The following is a 22,891-nucleotide window of genomic DNA, read 5'->3' on the forward strand; positions in this document are numbered from 1 at the left end:
GGGACCTCCCGGCACGCCCCGCGTCCCGGCCTCAGCGGACCAGGACGCCCGCGTCGCGCATGTGCGCCTTGACGTCACCGATCGTCAGGGTCCGGAAGTGGAAGACGCTCGCCGCGAGGACCGCGTCCGCCCCCGCCTGCGCCGCCTGCGCGAAGTGCTCCGGGGTGCCCGCCCCGCCGCTCGCGATGAGCGGGACGCTCACCTCGGGACGCACGGCCGCGAACATCTCCAGGTCGAACCCGCTCGTCATGCCGTCGGCGTCCATCGAGTTCAGCAGGATCTCCCCCGCACCCAGCCCCGCCGCGCGCGCGGCCCACTCGACCGCGTCGATGCCCGTGCCGCGGCGACCGCCGTGCGTGGTCACCTCGTAGCCCGACTCGGTGCGGGTCTCGCCGCTCACGCGACGCGCGTCGACCGAGAGCACGAGCACCTGGCTGCCGAACCGGTCCGCGATCTCCGCGATGAGCTCGGGGCGGGCGATCGCGGCCGTGTTGACGCCCACCTTGTCCGCGCCAGCGCGCAGGAGCTTGTCCACGTCGTCGGTGGTCCGCACGCCGCCCCCGACCGTGAGCGGCACGAAGACCTGCTCGGCCGTGCGCCGCACCACGTCGTACGTGGTCTCACGGTTGCCCGACGAGGCAGAGACGTCGAGGAACGTCAGCTCGTCGGCCCCTTCGGCGTCGTAGCGGGCCGCGAGCTCGACCGGGTCGCCCGCGTCCCGCAGGTTCTCGAAGTTGACCCCCTTGACGACGCGACCTGCGTCGACGTCCAGGCAGGGGATGACACGGACCGTGACCGACATGAGCTATTGACCTTCCGTCTGACCTTCGGAACCCGGGGTCTCGTCGACCACCGGGAAGTGTGCGTCCAGGATGTCCACGACGTAGACCAGCGTCTCGTCCGCGAACGGCTTGGCGGTCCCCCCGTAGGCGAGCGACGGGGGGACGACCAGCAGCACCTGGCTGCCGACGCTCTGCTCGAGAAGCCCTTGTTCCCACCCCTCGATGATCTGGCCGATGCCGACCATGGTCGAGGCGGGCAGGGACCCGGGCGCCCAGTTCGAGTCGACGACCTCGCCCGTGGACCACGCGACGCCCGTGAAGCGGACCGTGATGACCTGGCCCGCCTCGATCTGCACGCCGGCGCCCCGCACGAGCGGCTGGACGATCAGGTCGCCCGGTGGGGCCGTGCCCGCGGGCACCTCGACCGACGGGACGCCGTCGGCGTCGAGCGTCACGACGGGGAGCCCCTCGACCGGTGCCACGGCCTCGCCGGTCGCCCGGGAGGGCAGCACGTCGATCACGAGCACGACCGGGACGTCGTCCGCCTCTTCGAGGAACAGGACCCGGGCACCGACGCGCTGGCCCACCAGGGCGTCGACGACCTCCGAGCCGAGGGACTCGGCGGTGAGCCGGTGCGCCGCAGGAGCGTCGACGAAGGTGCTCTGGATCACCGACCCGTCGCGCCCGTCGACCCCGTACATGTTCAGGAGGACCGGCTGTCCCTCGACCAGGGCCTCGCCCGTCCCGGGCACGAGGACCTCGGAGCGGGTCTCGGGAATCGTCAGAGGCTGGTCGAACGTGACCACGGGGGGCTCACCGAGCAGCCCGGAGACCGCGACCTGGGTGTGGGCAGGAGCCGCGTTCCCCGTCGGTTCTGCGCACCCGGCGGCGGCGGACACCGCGACCACCAGGGCCAGGACGACGGCCGCAGGCCGGCGGGACACACGACGCACGACGCTCCTCGGGCGGGACGGGACAGGGAGCCACCACCTTAACGGTGGAGGCTCCCCGGTCACTGCTCGGTCCGGCCCGCGGGCGGGAGTCCCGTCACATCGACTCGATGAGCCGCTCGACCCTCTCGTCGACGTTCTGGAACGGGTCCTTGCACAGCACCGTGCGCTGCGCCTGGTCGTTGAGCTTGAGGTGCACCCAGTCGACCGTGTAGTCGCGGCGGGCCTCCTGCGCCTTGCGCACGAAGTCGCCCCGCAGCTTGGCACGTGTCGTCTGCGGCGGGACGGCCGTGGACTCGAACACCTCGAGGTCGGTCGTGATCCGCTCGACCATGCCGCGCGCCGCGAGCATGTTGTAGAGGCCCTCGGTGCGCGAGATGTCGTGGTACGCGAGGTCGAGGCGCGCGATGCGCGGGTCGTCGAGCTCCAGCCCGTGCTTCTCCTGGTAGCGCCTCAGGATCTTGAGCTTGATGACCCAGTCCAGCTCGCGGTCGACGAGCGAGAGGTCGTCGGTCTCCAGCGCCCGCAGCCCGCGCTCCCACAGGTCCAGGACCTGCTTGACGACGGGCGTGGGCGTCTCGTTCGCGTCGACGTACTCCTTGACGCGCTGGAGGTACTCGCCCTGCAGGTCCACCGCGGTCACGGTGCGCCCGTTCGCCATCTGCACGGGGTGACGACCCGTCATGTCGTGGCTGATCTCGCGGATCGACCGGATGGGGTTCTCGAGCGCCATGTCCCGCATGGGCACCCCTGCCTCGATCATGCGCAGGATCAGGTCGGTCGCCCCGACCTTGAGCATGGTCGTGGTCTCGGCCATGGACGAGTCCCCGACGATCACGTGCAGACGCCGGTACTGCTCGGCGTCCGCGTGGGGCTCGTCGCGCGTGTTGATGATGGGGCGCGAGCGCGTGGTCGCGCTCGAGACGGACTCCCAGATGTGGTCCGCGCGCTGCGACAGCGCGAAGATCGCCCCGCGCGGCGTCGCGAGGATCTTGCCGGCCCCCGTGAGCACCTGGCGCGTGATGAGGAACGGCACCAGCACGTCGGAGAGCCGCGAGAAGTCGCCCTGGCGGCGCACGAGGTAGTTCTCGTGGCAGCCGTAGGAGTTGCCCGCCGAGTCGGTGTTGTTCTTGAACAGGTGGATCCGACCGGGCAGGCCCTCGTGCTCGAGCCTCTCCTGGGCGTCCGCGACGAGCCCCTCGAGGATGCGCTCGCCGCCCCGGTCGTAGGCCACGAGCTGGCGCACGTCGTCGCACTCGGCCGTCGCGTACTCGGGGTGGGAGCCGACGTCGAGGTACAGGCGCGACCCGTTGCGCAGGAACACGTTCGACGACCGGCCCCACGCGACGACCTTGCGGAACAGGTAGCGCGCGACCTCGTCGGCGGACAGGCCGCGCCCGTCGTCGGACGCGCACGTCACGCCGTACTCGGTCTCGAGGCCGAAGATCCTACGGTCCATGCGGAGCCTCCTCTGGCTTCTCCTCGAGCAGACCGGCCAGCACCGTGCCGGTGAGCCGGCGGAACGCCCGGCGCGGGCGCGTACGGTCGAGCACCGCGACCTCGAGCTGGCTCGCGGGGATGGCCTGCTCGCCCTCGGGGGCGTCACGTGCGTCGGCGCCGCCGAGCGTCGAGACCGCGAGGTGCAGGACCTCGGGCAGGGTCATCCCGGGACGCCACGCCTCGCCCAGGTCGCGCCCGAGCTGCTCGGCCTGACCGCCCATGACGACGAACCCGGTCTCGTCCGCGACCGACCCGTCGTAGGAGAGCCGGTAGATCTGGTCCTGCGCGGGGCTGGGCCCCACCTCGGCCACGACGAGCTCGACCTCGAGCGGCTTGGACTCGGTCGTGAAGACCGTGCCGAGCGTCTGCGCGTAGGCGTTCGCGAGCCCGCGGGCGTTGACGTCGGCCCGGTCGTAGGAGTAGCCGCGCAGGTCGGCGTAGCGCACGCCCGCGACGCGCAGGTTCTCGAACTCGTTGTACTTGCCCACGGCCGCGAACGCGATGCGGTCGTAGATCTCCGAGATCTTGTGCAGCGACCTGGACGGGTTGTGCGTCGCGAACGCGATGCCGTCGTCGTAGGCGAGCACGACGACCGAGCGACCGCGGGCGATGCCCTTGCGCGCGAAGTCCGCCCGGTCCTTCATGAGCTGCTCGGGCGAGACGTAGAACGGCATGCTCACAGTGCGTCACCTCCCTGTCCTGCGGTCCGCGGTGCCCGGGGGCGCGCCGCGCGGTTCCCGTCGGCCTGCTCGGTGCGCTCGGCGACGATCTGCGCCGCGACCGCGGCGAGCTCGTCGTCGGGCACGCGCCGGTACCCGTCGGCAGTCACCGTGACGACCACGGGCCAGATCTGCCGGACGGAGTCCGGGCCCCCCGTCGCCGAGTCGTCGTCGGCCGCGTCGTAGAGCGCCTCGACCGCGACGTGCACCGCGCCCTGGGCGTCGAGCCCCGGGTGCCAGCGCTTCTTGAGCGAGCCGCGGGCGAAGACCGATCCCGAGCCGACGCTGTGGTGGTCACGCTCCTCGTAGCGTCCGCCCGTGACGTCGTACGAGAAGATGCGGCCCGTCCCCCGGTCGAGGTCGTACCCCGCGAACAAGGGCACCACGGCCAGACCCTGCATCGCGAGGCCCAGGTTCTGACGGATCATGGTCGAGAGGCGGTTCGCCTTGCCGTCGAGGGACAGCAGTGCACCCTCGATCTTCTCGTAGTGCTCGAGCTCGAGCTGGAAGAGGCGCACGAGCTCGACGGCGATCCCGGCGGTGCCCGCGATCCCCACCGCGGAGAACTCGTCGGCCGGGAAGACCTTCTCGATCTCCCGGTTCGCGATCATCGAGCCCATCGTGGCGCGGCGGTCGCCCGCCATGACCACGCCCACCTCACCTCCCGCGCCCGCCGGCCCGGCGTCCCCGAAGGTCAGGGCGACGATCGTGGTCGCGTGCGGCGCGAGCTGTGCCCCCGGCCCCGCCGGGGCGGCGTGCCCCGCGGCCCCCGTGGTGCCGACCCGGTGGGACGGCAGGAGGTCGGGGGCGTGGCTCGCGAGGAACTCCACGAACGACGAGGAGCCCGGGGTGGTGAAGGCGTGCGGCAGACGCCCGGAGAAGTCCATGGTCATCAGCTCCCGGCCCCTCTCGGCTACTCGCCGCCCTTCTGGACGAAGCCCCTGACGAAGGACTCGGCGTTGGACTCGAGGACCTCGTCGATCTCCTCCAGGAGCGAGTCGACCTCCGCGTCCCGGCTCTGCGCCTGCGGGGCGACGGGCGCGGGCGCCGCGTCGTCGTCGGGACGGCGGTCCTCGTGCGATGCGCTGGTGCGTTCCTGGGCCATCTTCGCCTCCTGGGTGTGTCGATCCTGCTGACGTGCCGTGCTGACGTGCGGGGCGGACCCGCCGTGACGGGGACCGCGTCTTCTCGAAGCCTAGGCTCTCCGGCCGGGTCCGCGCCGGAGCGCGCCGCGCGTGCGAGTCATCGCGACGTCCCGGACAGGCGTGTGAGCAGCGCTCCGGCGTCCTTGCTCGCCTCGAGCAGCGCGCCGATGTGCGCCCGGGTCCCGCGCAGCGGGTCGAGCATGGGCACGCGCTGGAGCGAGGGGGCGCCGGCGACGTCGAAGATCACCGAGTCCCAGCTCGCGGCCGAGACCTCGTCGCCGAACCGGGCCATGACCTCGCCCCGGAAGTACGCCCGGGTGTCCTCGGGCGCGTGGTGGACGGCCTGCGACACCGCCCGCTCGTCGACGAGCCGCTCGGCGGCCCCTGCGGCGAGCAGCCGGTGGTAGATGCTGCGCTCGGGGCGCACGTCGGACCACTGGAGGTCCATCGCTGCCAGCCGCGGGTGGTCCCAGTCGAGGTGGTCGCGCCGGCGCAGGCGGTCGAGCAGGCGCAGCTTGGCGACCCACTCGACCTCCCGGGCGCACGACGCCGGGTCCGTCCCGAGGCGGGCCAGGACCGAGTCCCAGCGGTCGAGGACCGCGCGGGTCTGGTCGTCGAGAGGACCCAGGTGCTCCGCGGCCCGGCGGGCCACGTCGGCGTAGGTCCGCTGCACCTCGAGCGCCGTCAGGTGACGCCCGTCCGCGAGCAGGAGCGGCGCCGTGAGGTCGAGGTCGCGGCTGACCTTCTGCACGTCGGACACCGGGTCGTGCAGGCGCAGGTCCGCGAGCTCGGCGCGCAGCGAGGCCCCGGAGGGGCCCTCGACCGCCGAGAGCGCGTCGAGCTGCTCGATCACGAACAGCACGAGGGACGTGGTGCCGAGCTTGAGGTAGGTCGCGACCTCGAAGAGGTTCGCGTCACCGATGATCAGGTGCAGGCGACGCCAGCGCTGGCGGTCGGCGTGCGGCTCGTCACGCGTGTTGACGATGGGGCGGCGCAGCGTCGTCTCGAGGCCGACCTCGGCCTCCATGTAGTCGGCCCGCTGCGAGAGCTGGAAGCCCGGCTCCTGGCCCACCGAGCCCAGGCCGACGCGTCCCGAGCCCGTGAACACCTGCCGCGTCACGAGGAAGGGGGTGAGCAGCTCGACGAGCGTGGCGAACGGCACGGCCCGGTCCACGAGGTAGTTCTCGTGCGTGCCGTAGGACGCGCCCTTGCCGTCGACGTTGTTCTTGTAGAGCGCGACCTCCGAGCCCGGGACCGCGCCCAGCTCGCGCGAGGCCGCGAGCATGATGCGCTCGCCCGCGACGTCCCAGCACACCGCGTCGGTCGGGTTGGTCACCTCGGGCGAGGAGTACTCGGGGTGCGCGTGGTCGACGTACAGGCGCGCCCCGTTCGTCAGGATGACGTTCGCGGCGCTCGGGTCGTCGTAGTCCTCGTGCGTGGGCCGGGCGACCTCCTGGAAGGTCTCCGCGCCCTGTGCCCGGGCCGTCACGGGGCCCGACGGCGCCGGCCGGGTCGGGTCGTCCGTCAGGAGCGAGGGATGGGCCGCCGAACGCTGGAGGTGGAAGCCCCGGGCGTCCTGCAGGGGGTCCTCGTCGTCGTAGTCCCAGCGGGCCTTGCCCCGGGCCCCGTCGGCGCGGGCCGCGAGCGCCCGGTAGGTGGTCACGACCTGGCTCGACAGGAGCATCGGGTTCGCCTGCGGTCGCCCGGGCTGCAGCACGCCGTACTCGGTCTCGATCCCCATCACGCGTCGCACGGTCACGAGCACCACCCTATGCCGGGGTCCCGACGGCGGGGCGGGCTGTCCACGGCTCGGCTCCCACGGGCCGGGTTCAGCCCTGGGTGAGTCGTCCCGGACGCGCGCCAGGCCCGGCGGCGGGCTGCGCCGTCGGGCCTGGCCGTGCTGCACGGCGCCTCGCGCCGGCGTCCGTGCCCGCGGGCACCTACAAGTACTGCCCCGTGCTCGTGACCGTGTCGATCGTGCGCGCCACGGCCCCCGCCCCGTCGCCCTTCTTCTGGACGATCGTGCGGATGAAGACGATGCGCTCGCCCTTCTTGCCCGAGATGCGCGCCCAGTCGTCCGGGTTGGTCGTGTTGGGCAGGTCCTCGTTCTCCTTGAACTCGTCGACGCACGCCGCGAGCAGGTGCTCGACCCGGATGCCGCGCTGACCGGTCGCCAGGAGGTCCTTGATCGCGGACTTCTTGGCGCGGTCCACGACGTTCTGGATCATGGCCCCCGAGTTGAAGTCCTTGAAGTACAGGACCTCCTTGTCGCCGCTCGCGTACGTGACCTCGAGGAACTGGTTCTCGTCCTCCTGGGAGTACATGCGCTCGACCACGCTAGTGATCATGGCGTCGATCGCACCCTGGGCGCTGCCCCCGTGCTCGGCGAGGTCCTCGGGGTGGATCGGCAGGTCGGTCGTCAGGTACTTCGCGAAGATCTCCTTGGCGCCCTCGGCGTCCGGTCGCTCGATCTTGATCTTCACGTCGAGACGACCGGGCCGCAGGATCGCGGGGTCGATCATGTCCTCACGGTTGGACGCGCCGATGACGATCACGTTGTCGAGGCGCTCGACGCCGTCGATCTCGCTCAGGAGCTGGGGCACGATCGTGGTCTCGACGTCCGAGGACAGCCCGGTGCCCCGCGTGCGGAACAGCGACTCCATCTCGTCGAAGAAGACCACGACGGGCGTGCCCTGCGAGGCCTTCTCCCGGGCACGGGCGAAGATCAGCCGGATGTGGCGCTCGGTCTCCCCCACGTACTTGTTGAGCAGCTCGGGGCCCTTGACGTTGAGGAAGTAGCTCTTGGCGCCGTCCGGGTCCGAGGTGACCTCCTCGCCCGCGAGCTCGCCCGCCGCGGCCCGCGCCTTGGCGACCGTGTGCGCGAGGGAGTTGGCCACGGCCTTGGCGATGAGCGTCTTGCCGCACCCGGGGGGCCCGTACAGCAGGACGCCCTTGGGTGGGCGCAGCCCGTGCTCGCGGAACAGGTCGGGGTGGCTGAACGGTAGCTCGACCGCGTCGCGGATCTGCTCGATCTGCGGCCCCAGCCCGCCGATGTCCGAGTAGTCGATGTCCGGGACCTCCTCGAGGACCAGCTCCTCGACCTCGGACTTGGGCACGATCTCGAACACGAAGCCGCTGCGCGTGTCGATCGTGAGCGAGTCCCCGATGCGCAGCGGCGCGTCGGCGAGCGAGCCCGCGAGACGGACCACGCGCTCCTCGTCCGAGCGCCCGACGACGAGCGCGCGGTCCGAGCCCAGGAGCTCCTTGACGGTCACGAGCTCCCCGACCTGCTCGTAGCCGCCCGCCGAGACCACGGTCATGGCCTCGTTGAGCTTGACCTCCTGGCCCGGGTGCAGCGTCGACAGGTCGAGGCTGGGGCTCGCGCCCACGTGCATCTTGCGGCCCGCGGCGGAGACGTCGACCGTCCCGTCCGGGTGGGCTCCGAGGAAGACCGCGTACGTCCCCGGCGGCTTGGCGAGCTCGTCGATCTGACGCTTGAGGTCGATGATCTGGTCCCGCGCCGCACGCAGCGCCTCCGCGAGGCGCTCGTTCTTGGCCGACAGGATCGCCTGCTGGCGTTCACTATCACGGCTCGGGGTCTGTCCAGGTGTCAGTCCAGGTGTCTCGGTCATCCGGCTTCTCCCTCTCGCCTGGCGCCGTCAGGAGGTCGTGCGGTCGACCCCGTCACCGGCGCGTCACCGACCTCCGGCAGCCCGGTGATCGAGGCTCGACCTTACGCACAAGACCTGGGCGGCCGCTGCAGGGACACCCCTGCTGAGACCGTCGTTCCTCAATCGTTGTCGACGGCGTCCGAAACGTCCAGGGTGTCCGCAGCGGCGTCGTCCTCGACGAGGGCCGCGACGTCCGCGGCCTCGTCGTCGGGGACGGGCACGAGCGGCTGGCCCGTGCGCGGGTCGAGCTGCGGGCCCTGGCCGACGTCACGGCGCACGCGACGCACGCGCTTGTCGGAGACCGACCGCTCGCCCAGGTCCTCGGGCGTCCACTCCTCGGCGACGGGGTACGAGCCCTTGGCGGGGCGACGCTTGCGCAGCGGTGCGACCGTGCCGTCGGCCAGGCGGCGAGCGGTGAGCAGGAAGCCCGTGTGCCCGACCATGCGGTGCTGCGGGCGCACCGCGAGACCCTCGAGGTGCCAGCCACGGACAAGGGACTCCCAGGCCGAGGGCTCGGCATAGCGCCCGTCGGCACGCAGGTCCTCGGCGAGGCGCGAGAGCTGGGTCGCGGTCGCGACGTAGCAGATCAGCACACCGCCCGGGGCGAGCGCGTCGGCGACCGCGTCGAGGTTCTCCCACGGCGCGAGCATGTCGAGCACGACCCGGTCGATCGAGCCGTTCTCCGCGACATGGGGCAGGACGTCGGACAGGTCCCCGACCGAGAGCTCCCACGCGGGGTGCTCCCCGCCGAAGAACAGCTCGACGTTGCCGCGCGCGATCGCGGCGAAGTCCTCGCGGCGCTCGATCGAGTGCACCGAGCCCTGGTCGCCGACCGCTCGCAGGAGCGACATGGTCAGCGCGCCCGAGCCGACGCCGGCCTCGATGACGCGCGCACCGGGGTAGATGTCCGCCATCGCGACGATCTGGCCCGCGTCCTTGGGGTAGACCACGGCCGCGCCGCGCGGCATCGACAGGACGTAGTCGGCCAGCAGCGGGCGCAGCGCGAGGTACTCGATGCCCGCGGTGTTGCGCACGACCGAGCCCTCGGGCAGGCCGACCAGGTCCTCGTGGTTGAGGTAGCCGCGGTGCGTGTGGAACGTGGCCCCGGTCGCGAGGGTGATGGTGTGCAGGCGACCGCGCGGGTCCGTCAGCTGGACCTTGTCACCGAGCCGCAGGGGGCCGCGGCGCACGTCGGCGCCGGTCGCCGTGGGGGCCGGCGAGGCGGGGGCGTCGCTCGGGGCGGACGGGGCGGGCGCGTCGTGCGTGGGCTCTTGGGTCACGGGCGACCATCCTAGTCGGGCTGCCCGGCGCGGGAGTCCCGTCGGCGGGGCCGGGGGCCCTCAGCGCCCGCGCGCGGCCTGGAGCGCCGCGACGACGTGGCTCACGTCGAGCAGCCCGACGACGCGCCCGGCGTCCGTCACGACGAGCAGGGGTGCGTCGCGCGTCGCGGAGGCGACCGCGTCGAGCATGGCCTGGCCTGCGAGGTGCACGTCCACCTGCGCGGTGGGCGGCAGCCCGACGGCGACGGCCCCGACCGGGGTCAGCGGCGCCTGGGCGGGCGGCACGGCCGCGACGGCCGCGGGGTCGGCGTAGGCCACGGGGTGCCCGAGCGCGTCGGTGAGCACGACGTGCCCCGCACCCGCGCGCTGGGCCGCCGCGACGGCGTCGGACACTGTGGTGGCCACGGGCACCGCGACGGCCGGGTAAGCGAGCGAGGCCACCGTGAGGCCCGCGACCGCCTCGCGCGTGCGGCCGTTCGTGATCGCTGCCCCCGCCCCGGACCACAGGAACGCGCCGATCAGCGCGGCCCACGCGACCGTGAACAGGTCCACCTCGTAGCCGTTGAGCAGGGGCCAGCCCAGGGCCCACGCCACGACGCCCACGGCCACGACGCGCCCGACCCAGCCCGCGACGATCGTGCCCCGGGTCCGGGAACCCGTCACGGCCCAGACCGCGGACTCGAGGATCTGACCGCCGTCGAGCGGCAGGCCCGGCAGCAGGTTGAAGACACCCACGAACGCGTTGGAGAACGCCGCCGCGTAGAGCAGCAGCGCGGGGACCGTCATGGTCGGCTGCGCCTGGAACGCGAACCAGCACACGACCGCGAGGAGCAGGTTCGTCAGCGGGCCCACGACCGAGATGAGGATCCCGTCGAGGGGACGTCGCGACGTGCCCGAGTAGGCCGTGTGCCCGCCCCAGATCGTCACCGCGAGCTCGGTGACCTCGTGCCCACGGGACTTGGCGACCACGGCGTGGGCGACCTCGTGCAGGAAGACCGAGACGAACAGCAGCAGCACGAACACGAACGAGACCAGGTAGATCCCCACGCCCAGTCCCGGCGCGAAGCTGCGCACCGTCGGGGAGAACAGGAGCGTCAGGACGGCCGCGGCGAGGAACCACGAGGGCGTGAGGATGACGGGCGCGCCCGACACCCGGCCGATGACCCAGCCCTTCGTCAGGTGCGGGTCTCGGGGGGCGCGACGTGCCGGTGCCGGGGTGGTCTCCACGTCGACACCCTATGTCGGGCACCTGTGCCGAACCCGTGCTGTGGAGCGTGGCGGGCGTGTGGGCGTCGACACGTAGGCTCGACGCATGACGTCCCTCGCCCCCGACCTCGTCGGCACCGACTCCCCCGACCTGACGGTCGAGCCCGTCGGCGAATCCCCCCGCGAGCGTCGGCGACCGGCGCTGTCGCCGTCACGGGCGAACGACTTCATGCAGTGCCCGTTGCTGTTCCGGTTCCGGGTCGTGGACCGCCTCCCCGAGCCGCCCAGCGCGGCGGCCGCGCGCGGCACCCTGGTCCACTCGGTGCTCGAGCGGCTGTACGACGCCCCGGTGGGCGAGCGCACGCTCGCGGCCGCGCAGGCCATGGTCCCGGGCGAGTGGGACCGCCTCCAGGAGGCCGAGCCCCGCTACGCCGAGCTCTTCGCGGGCGCCGGCGAGCCCGGCAGCGCACCGGGGGGCGCGGTCCAGGAGTGGCTCGAGGGCGCCGGGAACCTCCTGGGCACCTACTTCACGCTCGAGGACCCCAACCGCCTCGAACCGGCCGAGCGCGAGATGTTCGTCGAGACCCAGCTCGAGGACGGCCCGCTGCTGCGCGGCATCGTGGACAGGCTGGACGTCGCCCCGAACGGCGCGATGCGGGTCGTGGACTACAAGACGGGCAAGACTCCTCGGCCCCAGTACCAGGGCTCGGCGCTCTTCCAGATGCGGTTCTACGGCCTCGTCCTGTGGCGCGAGCGGGGTGAGATCCCCAAGATGCTCCAGCTCGTCTACCTGGGCGACGGCCAGGTGCTGCGGGCCGAGCCGCAGGAGGCAGACCTCGTCGCGGTCGAGGAGCAGGTGCGGACGCTGTGGTCCTCGATCACGCAGGCGGCCCGCAGCGGGCAGTGGGCCCCGCGCAAGACCCCGCTGTGCGGGTGGTGCGCGCACCAGGCCCTGTGCCCGCAGTTCGGCGGCACGCCCCCGGAGATCCCCGAGGGTGCGATCGAGCTGGCGCTCGGGATCGCCCCGGAGGCGGCCGCTCCCTAGCCCGTCAGTCCTCGATGAGGTCGACCACGTCGCCCGCGAGGATGCGCGAGAGCGCGTCGACGTCGACGAGCGCGAGCGACGGCGTGCGGCTCAGTCCCGGCAGCACCGGGACGGGCACGACCGCCTCGACGCCGAGCGTCGCCGCGCCGGCGGCCCGCGCGGACGCGATGCCCGTGGGCGAGTCCTCGATCGCGACGCAGCGCGTCACGTCGACGCCCAGCCGCTCGGCCGCCGCGAGGTACGGCTCGGGGTGCGGCTTGCCGTGCGTGACCTCGTCGCCGCACACCAGGGTCACGAACGACCCGGCCGGCGCCATCTGGACGACCTGCTCGGCGAGCGACCGGTAGGACATCGTCACCAGGGCGCACGGCACGCCGCGCTCCCGGAGCTCGGCGAGGAGCTCTCGGGCTCCCGGCTGCCAGGGGACCTCGACGCGGACCTGCTCGATCACGCGCGAGATGAGGAAGTCGATGATCTGCTCGGAGGGCAGGTCGACGCCCGCGTCCTGGAGGATCTTGGCCGACTCGGTCAGGGGGTTGCCGACCATCTGCAGGGCCTGCTCGTGCGACCAGGTGCCGCCGTGCGCCTCGACGAGCTCGTGCTCGGCGGCGATCCAGTACGGCTCGGTGTCGACGAGCGTGCCGTCCATGTCCCACAGGACGGCTTGTGGCAGGGCGAGCGCCTCGCGAGGGGCGCTGTCGGTGCGGGTGAGATCGGGTGCTTCCAGGGGGTTCAACGCATTCTCCATGCTCGGGGGGACGGTTCGTGGCCGTCCCTGCCACCATAGCCCGCCCGCTCACACGGCCTCCCCGTCGGGGGTGGTGCGCGTCGGCTGCCCCGCCCCGCCGCCTGCGCGGCCTAGGCTGGGACGATGAACGAGACCCCGGAACCGATCGACCCGGCCGACCTGCCCGAGCCGACCACCCCGGCACTACCCCCGTCGTCGGCCGACGAGCCTCGCCAGGCCGTGATGCTGGCGGCGTTCGAGGGGTGGAACGACGCGGGGGGCGCCGCGACCGCCGCGCTCCTGCACCTGCACGACGTCTGGGGCGCGGAGGAGATCGCAGCGATCGACCCCGAGGAGTACCACGACTTCCAGGTCAACCGCCCGGTCGTGACCACCTCGGACGACGGCCGCCGGGAGATCACCTGGCCCACCACGACCGTGACCGCGGTGACCGTGCCGGCCAGCGGGCGCCGCGTGGTCCTGGTGCACGGGATCGAGCCGTCGATGCGCTGGCGCACGTTCTGCCGCGAGCTGCTCGACATCGCCGAGCGCGAGGGGGTCACGACCGTCGTGACGATCGGCGCGCTGCTGGCCGACGTCCCGCACACGCGCCCCATCCCCATGACTGCCACGTCGGAGAGCGTGGGGCTGCGCGCGGTCCTCGACGTCGAGCAGAGCTCGTACGAGGGCCCCACGGGGATCGTCGGCGTGCTCCAGCACGCGGCGGCCGAGCGCGGCATGCAGTCGGTGTCGCTGTGGGCGGCCGTGCCGCACTACGTCGCGAACTCGCCCTCCCCCAAGGCCACGCTCGCGATCCTGGCGCGGGTCGAGGAGCTCTTGTCGGACCCCGTCCCGCTGGGCGACCTGCCCGAGGAGGCCGTGGCCTGGCAGCACGGCGTCGACGAGCTCGCGGCCGAGGACGCCGAGATCGCGGAGTACGTCCAGCAGCTCGAGGAGGCCAAGGACACGGCCGAGCTGCCCGAGGCGAGCGGCGAGGCGATCGCGCGCGAGTTCGAGCGCTACCTGCGCCGCCGCGACAACGGGTCGGGTGGGCCCCTGCCCTAGCGAAGGGCCCGGGCAGGGCGACCCAGGACGACTACGGCCCGCGGCGCCACCCCTCAGGGAAGGCGCCGCGGGCCGCGGCGTCCACCGGCCGGCTGCACCGGCCGTTCGACAGGTTCTAGAGACGCACCCCGAGCAGGGCGTTGACCGTCCGCGAGATCACCCCGGGGGCGCCCTCGGTGTCACCCGAGGTGTCCCGGCCCTCCGCGAGCGAGACGTCGGCCCACGCGTCGACGGCCGCGAGCGCCGTGGGCGCGTCGAGGTCGTTCGCGAGCGCCTCGCGCACCGCGGCGAGGGTCGCGTCGGCGTCGGGTCCGCCGTTGCCGGAGACGGCCGAGCGCCAGCGCTCGAGGCGCTCGACGCCGGCCGGGAGGTCCGCGTCGGTCCACTCCCACTCGGAGCGGTAGTGGTGCGCGAGGAGCGCGAGGCGGATGGCCATGGGGTCGACGCCCGTGGCGCGCAGGGCGGAGACGAACACGAGGTTCCCGCGCGACTTGCTCATCTTCTCGCCCTGGTAGGCGACCAGGCCGGCGTGCACGTGGTTGCGCGCACCGAACCCGTGGTCGAGCAGGCGGTCGTGCGAGGTCGACATCTCGTGGTGCGGGAAGAGCAGGTCGGCGCCGCCGCCCTGGATGTCGAAGGGCAGGCCCAGCCCGTCACGGGCGATGACCGCGCACTCGATGTGCCAGCCGGGGCGCCCGGTGCCGAGGCTCGCACCGTCCCACGAGGGCTCGCCCACGCGCTCGCGCCGCCACAGCAGCGGGTCGAGGGGGTCCTTCTTGCCGTCGCGCTCGGGGTCTCCCCCGCGCTCGCCGAAGAGCCGCACCATGTCGTCGCGGCTGAGCCGCGAGACCGCGCCGAAGCGCGCGTCGGCGCTCAGGTCCGCGTACACGTCGCCGAGCTCGGGGGCGTCTCCGCCCGCGCCGGGCTCGACCGGGACGCGGTAGGCGAAGCCGTCCTCGATGAGCGCCTCGACGGCCTGGACCACGTCGGGGATGGCCTCGACCGCGCCGCGGTACACGTCGGGGGGCACGACGCCGAGGGCCGTCATGTCCTCGGCCAGCAGGGCCGTCTGCTCGACCGCGAGGTCCCACCAGTCCACGCCGGTCGCGGTCGCGCGCTCGAGCAGCGGGTCGTCGACGTCGGTCACGTTGGACGCGTGCGTCACGGTGTGACCCGCGTCGCGCCACGCGCGGTTGAGGAGGTCGAAACCGACGTAGGTCGCGGCGTGCCCGATGTGGGTCGCGTCGTACGGGGTGATCCCGCAGACGTACATGGTCGCGGTGTCCCCCTCCGCGGCGACGACGAGCTCCCCGGTGGTGCTGTCGTGCACCTGGATCGGGAGGCCGCGGCCGGGCAGGGACGGGATCTGGGGCATGGGCCAGGAGTGCACGCGACAACCTTAACCGCGAACGGTCCCACGGGTTCCGCCGCGCTCGTCGGGCGAGGTGCCCGACGGCGAGGGCGCGCCCGCCCCGGTGGCGCGCCTGCGCCGTCGGGCCAGAATGCAGGGGTGAGCCAACCCACACGACCCGACGCCCCCCGCCCCACCGGTGGCCGGCCCGACGAACAGGGCGCCCCGCGCTCGGAGCCCACCCGGTACAAGGAGCTGTGGGTCGAGGGGCCCGACGGGCGCGTGACACCCGTGACGCACCCCGGGGACTGGTCGGGCCGGTGGGAGAAGGACGGCGAGGGGGCTCCGGCCGGGACCGACAGCGAGACGTCGGGCAGCGGCGGCGAGGGATCGGGCGGCAAGGGAACAGGCGGCACGCGCTGGTACGAGGTGCGCACGCTCGAGGACTTCGTGAGCGCGGCGGACGCGCTGGGCGTCGGGCTCTCGAGCCAGGTGGGCCGCGGGCACCTGCCCGTGCACGCGCGCGTCAAGCACCCCGTCGCGCACGTCGAGCACATCGGGATGGACTGGCTCCTGGTCGTCACGCCCACCGTGTCGTTCCAGGAGGAGGACCGCCAGGTCAGCACGGGCAGCTTCTGCCTCCTCGTGGGACCCGACGTGGTCGTCACGGTCGAGAAGGGCGCCGCAGGCGTCCACGACCGCATGCGCGAGCACCTGACCGGCCCGTCGCACGGACGCAGCACCGGGTTCCGCCATCTCGCCGAGGAGGCGCTGTTCGCGCTCGTCGCCACGGCCTCGGACGTCGAGCTCGCGCTCGGCGACGCGGTCGCCGAGGTCGAGAAGCTCGTGTTCGAGCGGCAGCGGAACGTGGACCCGGTCGTGCCCATCTACGACCTCAAGCGGGAGATCACCGAGGCCCGCCGCGCTCTGCTGCCCATCACGGCCGAGCTCCCCGAGCTGGTCTCGGGCAGCGCCCGGTCCCGCATCACGTTCGACAAGCGGCTCATGGAGCGGCTCGTGTCGACCGTCGAACGGATCGACCGACACCTCGACGCGCACGACGACCTGCTCTCCGACATGCTCTCGGTGCACCTGTCCCAGGTGTCGGTGCGCCAGAACGAGGACATGCGCACGATCAGCGCCTGGGCAGCGATCCTCGTGTTCCCCACGATCGTCGGCGGGATCTACGGCATGAACTTCGACCACATGCCCGAGCTCCACTGGACGCTGGGCTACCCCGTGGCCATCGCGATCATGGTGGCCGGCTGCTTCGGGCTCTACGGCGCGTTCAAGAAGGTCGGCTGGATGTAGCCCCTCAAGCGAGCGGCTGGAGCACGCCCACCGTGAGCAGGATCACGACGACCGCAGCGAGCACGAGCCGGTAGATCACGAACGGCTTGTAGCTGAACGTCGAGACGATCTTGAGGAACGCGATGATCACGAGGTAGCCCACGACGAACGCGACCAGGGTCGCGATGAGGGTCGCACCGAAGCCGGGCGACCCCGGGACGGGCTCGCCCGTGACCGACTTGGCGAGCTGGTAGAACCCCGAGCCCAGGACCGCGGGGATCGCGAGCAGGAACGAGTAGCGTGCCGCGGCCTCGCGTGTGAAGCCCATGAGCAGGCCCGCGGTGATGGTGCCTCCCGACCGGGACACACCGGGGACCAGGGCGAGCGCCTGCGCCAGCCCGAAACCGACGGCCTGACGCGGCGTCAGCTCGTCGAGCGTGCGCGTCTTGGCACCGACCCGGTCCGCGAAGCCGAGCAGCAGGGCGAAGACGGTCAGGGTGAGGGCCGTGATGTACAGGTTGCGCAGCGACGCCTCGATCGCGTCCTGGAACGCCAGGCCCAGGACCACGATCGGGATCGAGCCGAGCGCGATGAACCATGCCATCGCGGCGTGGTGGTCGTGCTTGCCCATGCGCGAGCGCCAGTCGGTCCCGCTGTCACCGCGCAACGCCCGCCACCAGGCCGAGCAGATCGTGGCGATGTCTCGCCGGAAGTAGAGGATGACAGCCGTCTCGGTACCGATCTGGGTGATCGCCGTGAAGGCGGCCCCCGGGTCCGAGGAGCCGATCAGCTCTCCCACGATGCGCAGGTGCGCGCTCGAGGACACCGGCAAGAACTCGGTCAGGCCCTGGACGAGGCCGAGGAGGATCGCTTCCCACGCATTCACGAGCGGTCACGATACCTGCCCCGCCGCCACCCTCCAGGACCGACAGGCCCCGCGGGGGCAACCGTCACCGAGCCGCCGCACGCCGGCCACCTCCCGGACACCGGCTGGACGCGTCGGCCCAGAGCGACGGACCTCACCCCGGCGACGCGCGCCACGTCCGGGCGGGGGGCGCCCCTGGCCGGTAATCTGCCGCGCATGGAACTTCGTCAGCTCGGTCGTACCGGCCTGCGCGTCTCACCCCTGGGCCTCGGGACCATGACGTGGGGCCGCGACACCGACGAGATCGACGCCGCGGAGCAGCTCCGCGACTTCGTCGACGCCGGGGGCAACCTCGTCGACACCGCGGCCTCCTACGGCGGCGGTGACAGCGAGTCCATGATCGGCTCGATCCTCGCGGGCAAGGTCGACCGTCGCGAGGTCCTGCTGTGCACCAAGGCGGGCATCCGGACCACGGCCGACGGCAACGCCGTGGACGCCTCGCGCGGTGCGCTGCTCGACTCGCTCGACGCCTCGCTCGAACGGCTGGGGACGGACCACGTCGACCTCTTCCTGGTCCACACCCCCGACCCGCGCACGCCGTTCACCGAGACGCTCTCGGCGCTGCGGCTCGCGGTCACGACGGGGCGTGCGCGCTACGTGGGGCTGTCCAACCACCCTGGATGGGCCGCCGCCCGCGCCGCGGCCTCGCTCGACGCGCACGGTGACGTGGGGCTCGCCGCGGTCGAGCTCGAGTACTCGCTGCTCCAGCGCGGGATCGAGCGCGACGTCGTGCCGGCCGCGACCGAGATGGGGTTCGGGGTCCTCGCGTGGTCCCCCCTGGGGCGGGGGGTCCTCACGGGCAAGTACCGCAGCTCGCTGCCCGCGGACTCACGCGGTGCGTCCTCGCACCTGGCCGGGTTCGTGCAGCCCTACCTCGACGGGGCGTCGTCGGGGATCGTCGAGGCCGTGGCGACGGCCGCGAACGGCCTGGGCCGCGCACCCCTCGACGTCGCCCTGGCCTGGCTGCTCGAGCGGCCGGCCGTGTCGAGCGCGATCGTCGGGGCGCGCACCCCCGCGCAGCTGCGCGCCTCGCTCGCGGCCTGCGACCTCGAGCTGCCCGACGCGGTGCACTACGCGCTCGACGACGTCAGCGCGCTGCCGCTCGGGTACCCCGAGCGCTGGTGAGGGTCAGCGGCTGACGCCGTCGCTCAGGTCGACCTGGTCGAGCTCCTCGTCCTGGTCGTCGAAGTCCTGCTCGTCGCCCTCGTCGTCGCCGTCCTCGTCACCCTCGTCGTCGTCGTCCTCGTCGTCCTCCGCGAGGTAGAACGGCGTGGCCTCACCGTGCACCTGGGCGAGCGCCTCGTCGTACACCTCGTAGGCGTCGGCCAGCACGTAGTAGGCGTCGTCGACCGCCGGGTCGTCCTCGCCACGGCGAGCGGCGACCGCGGTGTAGTGGGCCTCGAGGGCCGCGATGAATCGATCGAGAGCGGCGCGCGGGTCAGCGGTCATACCCTGACGGTAGACCTGCGCGAGGCACAATGGCACTCGGAATCCCTCGGCGGGAGGGTGAGGTACGGCTCACCGCTCCCCCGGCTCGGAACGAACGCGTGGACGGTGACGGATGACGAGCACGACCCCTCGGCAGCGGACCGGCTGGGCCGAGAACGGCGGCCAGTACGAGTACCGGGTGCTCACGATCGACAGGTCGGTGAGCCGGCACGACGCGGTCCGCCTCCTGACCGACGAGGCCGAGCACGGCCACTGGGAGCTCGAGCGCACACGCCTGTACGTGGGCGGCGAGCGGCGCGTGTGGCTGCGCCGCAAGATCATCCGGGTGCGCTCGACCCTCTGAGCTCGCCCCGCCCTCGGCGGGGTCCGGCCGCCCCTGCCCGCCGGGCTCGTCGACGGGCAGGGCGCGGTCGCCTCAGCAGGTCCGCAGCAGGCGGTCCAGGACGCGCACGCCGAACTTCAGGGACGCGACGGGCACGCGCTCGTCGACCCCGTGGAACATGCCCGAGAAGTCCAGGTCCGCGGGGAGCTGGAGCGGCGCGAACCCGTAGCCCGTGATGCCGAGCCGCGCGAGGGACTTGTTGTCGGTCCCGCCCGAGAGCGTGTACGGCAGGACCGTGGCGCCCGGGTCCTCGGCGTGCAGCGACGCGATCATGGCGTCGACCAGGTCGCCCTCGAAGGGCACCTCGAGCGAGATGTCGCGGTGGATGGGCTCGATCCGCACGTGCTCGCCCACGAGCCCCTCGATGACCGCGAAGCCCTCGTCCTCGTGCCCGGGCAGCAGGCGCACGTCGACTGCGGCCTCTGCGCGCCCGGGGATGACGTTGGCCTTGTAGCCTGCGCCCAGCTGGGTCGGGTTGGACGTGTGACGTACGGTCGCGCCGACGAACTTCGCGGCCGGGCCGAGGGCCGCGACGAGCGCGTCGATACCGGCCTGGTCGCGAGGGTCGTAGGGCAGTCCGGTCAGGTCGGCCACGCCGCGCAGCAGCGCGTCGACCGTGGGCGTGATGGTGTACGGCCACTGGTAGGCACCGATGCGCGCGACCGCGGCCGCGAGGTGCGTCACGGCGTTGTCGGTGTTGACCTGCGAGCCGTGCCCGGCGCGGCCGTCGGCGACGAGCTTCAGCCAGGCGATGCCCTTCTCGGCGGTCTGGAGCAGATAGGCACGCTTGCCGTCGATGTCCACGGAGAACCCACCGACCTCGCTGATGGCCTCGGTCGCGCCCTCGAAGATCTCGGGGCGGTGGTCGACGGCCCAGCTCGCGCCGTACGTGCCGCCCGCCTCCTCGTCGGCGAAGAACGCCACGACGACGTCGCGTGCGGGCTTGCGGCCCTCGCGGACCATCTGGCGCACGACCGCGAGGATCATCGCGTCCATGTCCTTCATGTCGACCGCGCCGCGCCCCCACAGCAGCCCGTCCTTCTCCTCGCCCGCGAACGGGTCCACGGACCAGTCCGAGGCCTGTGCGGGGACGACGTCGAGGTGCCCGTGCAGGACGAGCGCGGGGCGCGTGGGGTCCTGACCCGGCAGGCGCACCACGACGCTCGCCCGTCCCGGTGCGGACTCGAACAGCTCGGGGCTCAGCCCGACCTCGTGGAGCGAGGCCATGACGTACTCGGCCGCGGCGCGCTCGCCCGGGCCCGACCCGTCCCCGAAGTTCGACGTGTCGATGCGCAGCAGGTCCTGGCAGATGCGCGCGACCTCCTGCTCGGCGGTCGGGTGGGCCGGGGGGTTCGCGGGGTGGGCGTGGCTCGTCATGGCCACACCGTACCCGCTGGGTTCGCCGCCCTCGAAGCGATCGCGAGGTGTCTCGCCCCGCGAACGCACGAGGCCACGACATGTGGTCAGACCTCAGCCGTGGTGTCCGGCGCCCGCGAGGTCCGCACCGTCCGTGAGGGGCGAGCGTCGCGGGCCGGTCCCACCGCGCGACGCGTCGTCGGACGTGGACGCGTGGTCGCCCTCGTGCCCGACGTCGTCGCTCACCCCCGGCAGCAGGTCGCCCGGGGCGGGGCGCCCCGCCGTACCGGGGGCTGCCGCCGGGTCGACGACCACGAACTGCCCCATCATCCCCTGGTCCTCGTGGCGGAGCAGGTGGCAGTGGAACATGTAGGGGTGCTCGGCGTCGGGAGCGGTGCCGAACGTGACCAGGAGCCGCGTGATCCTGCCGGGGCGCACGTAGACCGTGTCCTGCCACCCCTCGAGCTCGAGGGGAGGCGGCTCGCCCGAGACGTCGAGCACCTGGAACTGGGCGTCGTGGACGTGGAAGTTGTGCGGCGAGTCGTCGAGGCTCGTGACCTCCCAGACCTCGGTCGCGCCGGCGTCGACGACCTCGTCGATCCTGCGCAGGTCCATGTCCTGGCCGTTGATCGAGGTGCCCGACAGCTCGAAGCGGCGCGTGGCGACCGCGCTCGCCGCGTCCGCGGCGGGGACGTCCGCCAGGGTCGTCGGCACGGGCCCCGAGGGCTCGAGCCGGTCGGCCGCGCGCAGCTCGAGCACGTCGAGGGTGTCGTCCCCGCCGGCGAACCGCGCGGTGAAGGCGTTCACCCCGAGCTCCTGCGGGAAGCTGCGCAGCACGGTCCGTTCGCCGGGGGTGAGCGCGACCACGATCTCGGCCCGGTCACCCGGTGAGAGCTGGATGCGGTCGGTCGTGACGGGCGCGCCGAGCAGGCCACCGTCCGAGCCGACCAGCTGGAAGTCGCGACCGTCGTCGAACCCGAGGTCGTAGACGCGCGCGTTGGACCCGTTGAGCACGCGCAGCCGGACCCGCTCGGTCGTGACGTCGAGGTACGGCTCCGGCGTCCCGTTGACCAGGACCACTGCACCGCGCACCCCCGTGCTCGACAGGAAGGGGTCGGCGTCGTCGAGCCTGCCGTCCGGGTGGAACTTCTTGTCCTGGACCACGAGGGGGACGTCGTCCACGCCGTACTCGTGCGGCAGGGCGTCCTGGACCGCGGCCTCGGGCGAGCCCGCAGGCTCGTCGAGCAGGAAGAGGCCCGCCAGGCCGCGGTAGACGTGGTCGGCCGTGCGTCCGTGCAGGTGCGGGTGGTACCAGAGCGTCGCCGCGGGCTGGGAGACCGTCCACGTCGGGGACCACGTCTGCCCGGGGTCGACCTGCTGGTGCGGGCCGCCGTCCATGACCGCGGGGAGCTTCATGCCGTGCCAGTGCAGCGTGCTCGTCTCGGACATCGAGTTCGTCACCTCGATGCGGACCTGCTCGCCGCGGGTCGAGCGCAGCGTCGGCCCCAGGAACGACCCGTCGACGCCGAGCGTCGGGGTGAGCCCGCCCTGCCCCAGGTCGGTCTCACCCTCCTGCAGGTCGAGCGAGAACACCCGGACCCCGTCCTCGACGCTCGACCCGGCCAGCGGCGGGATCGCGAGCGGGCGCGTGAACTCGACCTCGCCCGCGGTCGAGGTCGCACCCCCGGAGAAGGCCACGGCGACACCTGCCGCGATGCCTCCGACGACGAGGGCGACGAGCACCACCACCACGACGCCCCAGCGGCGCCGACGGCGAGGCTCGGGCCGGGAAGGCCCGTCACCCTCCGCGGGGGTCCCGGGGAGGGCGGTGTCGCCGTCGGGCAGCGTGGTCATGTCGGTCGCGAGGCTCCCAGGTCAGGTCGGCGCGGACGGCTCCGCGCTCGGCGAGCCACCGGGGTGGCTCGTCTCCAGGCTAGGGAGGGCGCGTCGTCGGGCACATCGGGGGTCTCCCCCACTACTGCCCTGAACCGACCCTGGTGCGCTCCCGACGCCCGGGCGCCGAGGTGGACCCGTGCGCGGGTGCCCCG

The 22,891-nt window shown here is 72.8% G+C and carries 21 protein-coding genes; 5 read left to right on the top strand and 16 right to left on the bottom strand.

The window, feature by feature from the left end:
- Positions 1-31 precede the first annotated feature (31 nt).
- The 10 genes from hisF to ACFWFR_RS06365 form a co-directional block, all read right to left on the bottom strand.
- A complete protein-coding gene (gene hisF / locus ACFWFR_RS06320) occupies positions 32-802 on the bottom strand; it encodes an imidazole glycerol phosphate synthase subunit HisF (protein ID WP_191804802.1) in 771 nt (256 codons plus the stop codon).
- A gap of 3 nt (positions 803-805) precedes the next feature.
- A complete protein-coding gene (locus tag ACFWFR_RS06325) occupies positions 806-1,735 on the bottom strand; it encodes an FKBP-type peptidyl-prolyl cis-trans isomerase (RefSeq protein WP_377621898.1) in 930 nt (309 codons plus the stop codon).
- Positions 1,736-1,829: 94 nt separating this feature from the next.
- On the bottom strand, positions 1,830-3,191 hold the full coding sequence (pafA, locus tag ACFWFR_RS06330) for a Pup--protein ligase (RefSeq protein ID WP_056646915.1): 1,362 nt from the start codon (positions 3,189-3,191) through the stop codon (positions 1,830-1,832).
- Positions 3,181-3,912 (bottom strand): proteasome subunit alpha, encoded by a 732-nt coding sequence (gene prcA, locus ACFWFR_RS06335; RefSeq protein WP_191804800.1) that lies wholly within the window; start codon positions 3,910-3,912, stop codon positions 3,181-3,183. Before prcA ends, pafA begins: the two co-directional genes overlap by 11 nt.
- Positions 3,909-4,844: a proteasome subunit beta gene (gene prcB / locus ACFWFR_RS06340; protein ID WP_377621900.1), complete on the bottom strand. Its 936-nt coding sequence runs from the start codon at positions 4,842-4,844 to the stop codon at positions 3,909-3,911. The genes prcA and prcB overlap by 4 nt, the downstream gene beginning before the upstream one ends.
- A 20-nt stretch (positions 4,845-4,864) precedes the next feature.
- Positions 4,865-5,056, bottom strand: a complete 192-nt coding sequence (locus tag ACFWFR_RS06345) for a ubiquitin-like protein Pup (RefSeq protein WP_056764875.1) — start codon at positions 5,054-5,056, stop codon at positions 4,865-4,867.
- 137 nt (positions 5,057-5,193) lie between these two features.
- A complete protein-coding gene (dop, locus tag ACFWFR_RS06350) occupies positions 5,194-6,837 on the bottom strand; it encodes a depupylase/deamidase Dop (RefSeq protein WP_377621915.1) in 1,644 nt (547 codons plus the stop codon).
- Between the two features lie 199 nt (positions 6,838-7,036).
- Positions 7,037-8,728, bottom strand: a complete 1,692-nt coding sequence (arc, locus tag ACFWFR_RS06355; protein WP_191804796.1) for a proteasome ATPase — start codon at positions 8,726-8,728, stop codon at positions 7,037-7,039.
- 158 nt (positions 8,729-8,886) lie between these two features.
- Positions 8,887-10,047 carry a tRNA (adenine-N1)-methyltransferase gene (locus ACFWFR_RS06360; protein ID WP_377621903.1) on the bottom strand — a complete coding sequence of 387 codons (1,161 nt, stop codon included), beginning with the start codon at positions 10,045-10,047 and terminating at the stop codon, positions 8,887-8,889.
- Between the two features lie 60 nt (positions 10,048-10,107).
- Positions 10,108-11,274 (bottom strand): site-2 protease family protein, encoded by a 1,167-nt coding sequence (locus tag ACFWFR_RS06365; RefSeq protein WP_377621905.1) that lies wholly within the window; start codon positions 11,272-11,274, stop codon positions 10,108-10,110.
- An 85-nt stretch (positions 11,275-11,359) separates the two neighbouring features.
- On the opposite strand from ACFWFR_RS06365, the gene ACFWFR_RS06370 reads away from it, so the two are divergent.
- A complete protein-coding gene (locus ACFWFR_RS06370; protein ID WP_377621907.1) occupies positions 11,360-12,298 on the top strand; it encodes a RecB family exonuclease in 939 nt (312 codons plus the stop codon).
- Between the two features lie 4 nt (positions 12,299-12,302).
- Here ACFWFR_RS06370 and ACFWFR_RS06375 read toward each other — a convergent pair whose 3' ends face one another.
- Positions 12,303-13,034, bottom strand: a complete 732-nt coding sequence (locus ACFWFR_RS06375) for an HAD family hydrolase (RefSeq protein WP_377621909.1) — start codon at positions 13,032-13,034, stop codon at positions 12,303-12,305.
- 135 nt (positions 13,035-13,169) lie between these two features.
- Here ACFWFR_RS06375 and ACFWFR_RS06380 point away from each other — a divergent pair, with 135 nt between their 5' ends.
- The gene (locus tag ACFWFR_RS06380) at positions 13,170-14,090 is read left to right on the top strand and encodes a PAC2 family protein (protein WP_082608563.1); all 921 of its coding nucleotides are present in this window, start codon (positions 13,170-13,172) and stop codon (positions 14,088-14,090) included.
- A 115-nt stretch (positions 14,091-14,205) separates the two neighbouring features.
- Here the strand turns inward: ACFWFR_RS06380 and mshC are convergent, their stop codons facing one another.
- Positions 14,206-15,480 (bottom strand): cysteine--1-D-myo-inosityl 2-amino-2-deoxy-alpha-D-glucopyranoside ligase, encoded by a 1,275-nt coding sequence (gene mshC, locus ACFWFR_RS06385; protein ID WP_377621910.1) that lies wholly within the window; start codon positions 15,478-15,480, stop codon positions 14,206-14,208.
- A 120-nt stretch (positions 15,481-15,600) separates the two neighbouring features.
- Between mshC and ACFWFR_RS06390 the strand changes: the two genes are divergently transcribed.
- The gene (locus ACFWFR_RS06390; RefSeq protein WP_377621912.1) at positions 15,601-16,752 is read left to right on the top strand and encodes a CorA family divalent cation transporter; all 1,152 of its coding nucleotides are present in this window, start codon (positions 15,601-15,603) and stop codon (positions 16,750-16,752) included.
- Positions 16,753-16,756: 4 nt separating this feature from the next.
- Here ACFWFR_RS06390 and ACFWFR_RS06395 read toward each other — a convergent pair whose 3' ends face one another.
- Entirely contained in the window at positions 16,757-17,617 is an 861-nt protein-coding gene (locus ACFWFR_RS06395; protein ID WP_191804785.1) for an undecaprenyl-diphosphate phosphatase, read from the bottom strand.
- A 195-nt stretch (positions 17,618-17,812) separates the two neighbouring features.
- On the opposite strand from ACFWFR_RS06395, the gene ACFWFR_RS06400 reads away from it, so the two are divergent.
- The gene (locus ACFWFR_RS06400) at positions 17,813-18,781 is read left to right on the top strand and encodes an aldo/keto reductase (protein ID WP_191804783.1); all 969 of its coding nucleotides are present in this window, start codon (positions 17,813-17,815) and stop codon (positions 18,779-18,781) included.
- A 3-nt stretch (positions 18,782-18,784) separates the two neighbouring features.
- Here the strand turns inward: ACFWFR_RS06400 and ACFWFR_RS06405 are convergent, their stop codons facing one another.
- Positions 18,785-19,105 (bottom strand): primosomal protein, encoded by a 321-nt coding sequence (locus tag ACFWFR_RS06405; RefSeq protein WP_191804781.1) that lies wholly within the window; start codon positions 19,103-19,105, stop codon positions 18,785-18,787.
- A 112-nt stretch (positions 19,106-19,217) separates the two neighbouring features.
- Between ACFWFR_RS06405 and ACFWFR_RS06410 the strand changes: the two genes are divergently transcribed.
- A complete protein-coding gene (locus ACFWFR_RS06410) occupies positions 19,218-19,448 on the top strand; it encodes a DUF5703 family protein (RefSeq protein ID WP_056646951.1) in 231 nt (76 codons plus the stop codon).
- Between the two features lie 72 nt (positions 19,449-19,520).
- Here the strand turns inward: ACFWFR_RS06410 and ACFWFR_RS06415 are convergent, their stop codons facing one another.
- Both ACFWFR_RS06415 and ACFWFR_RS06420 read right to left on the bottom strand, forming a co-directional pair.
- The gene (locus ACFWFR_RS06415) at positions 19,521-20,864 is read right to left on the bottom strand and encodes a M20/M25/M40 family metallo-hydrolase (protein WP_191804779.1); all 1,344 of its coding nucleotides are present in this window, start codon (positions 20,862-20,864) and stop codon (positions 19,521-19,523) included.
- Positions 20,865-20,957: 93 nt separating this feature from the next.
- Positions 20,958-22,697, bottom strand: coding sequence for a multicopper oxidase family protein (locus ACFWFR_RS06420; protein WP_377621913.1), 1,740 nt, complete (start codon positions 22,695-22,697; stop codon positions 20,958-20,960).
- Positions 22,698-22,891: the final 194 nt, after the last annotated feature.

Source organism: Oerskovia sp. NPDC060287, from assembly GCF_042726775.1.
Classification (GTDB): domain Bacteria; phylum Actinomycetota; class Actinomycetes; order Actinomycetales; family Cellulomonadaceae; genus Oerskovia; species Oerskovia merdavium.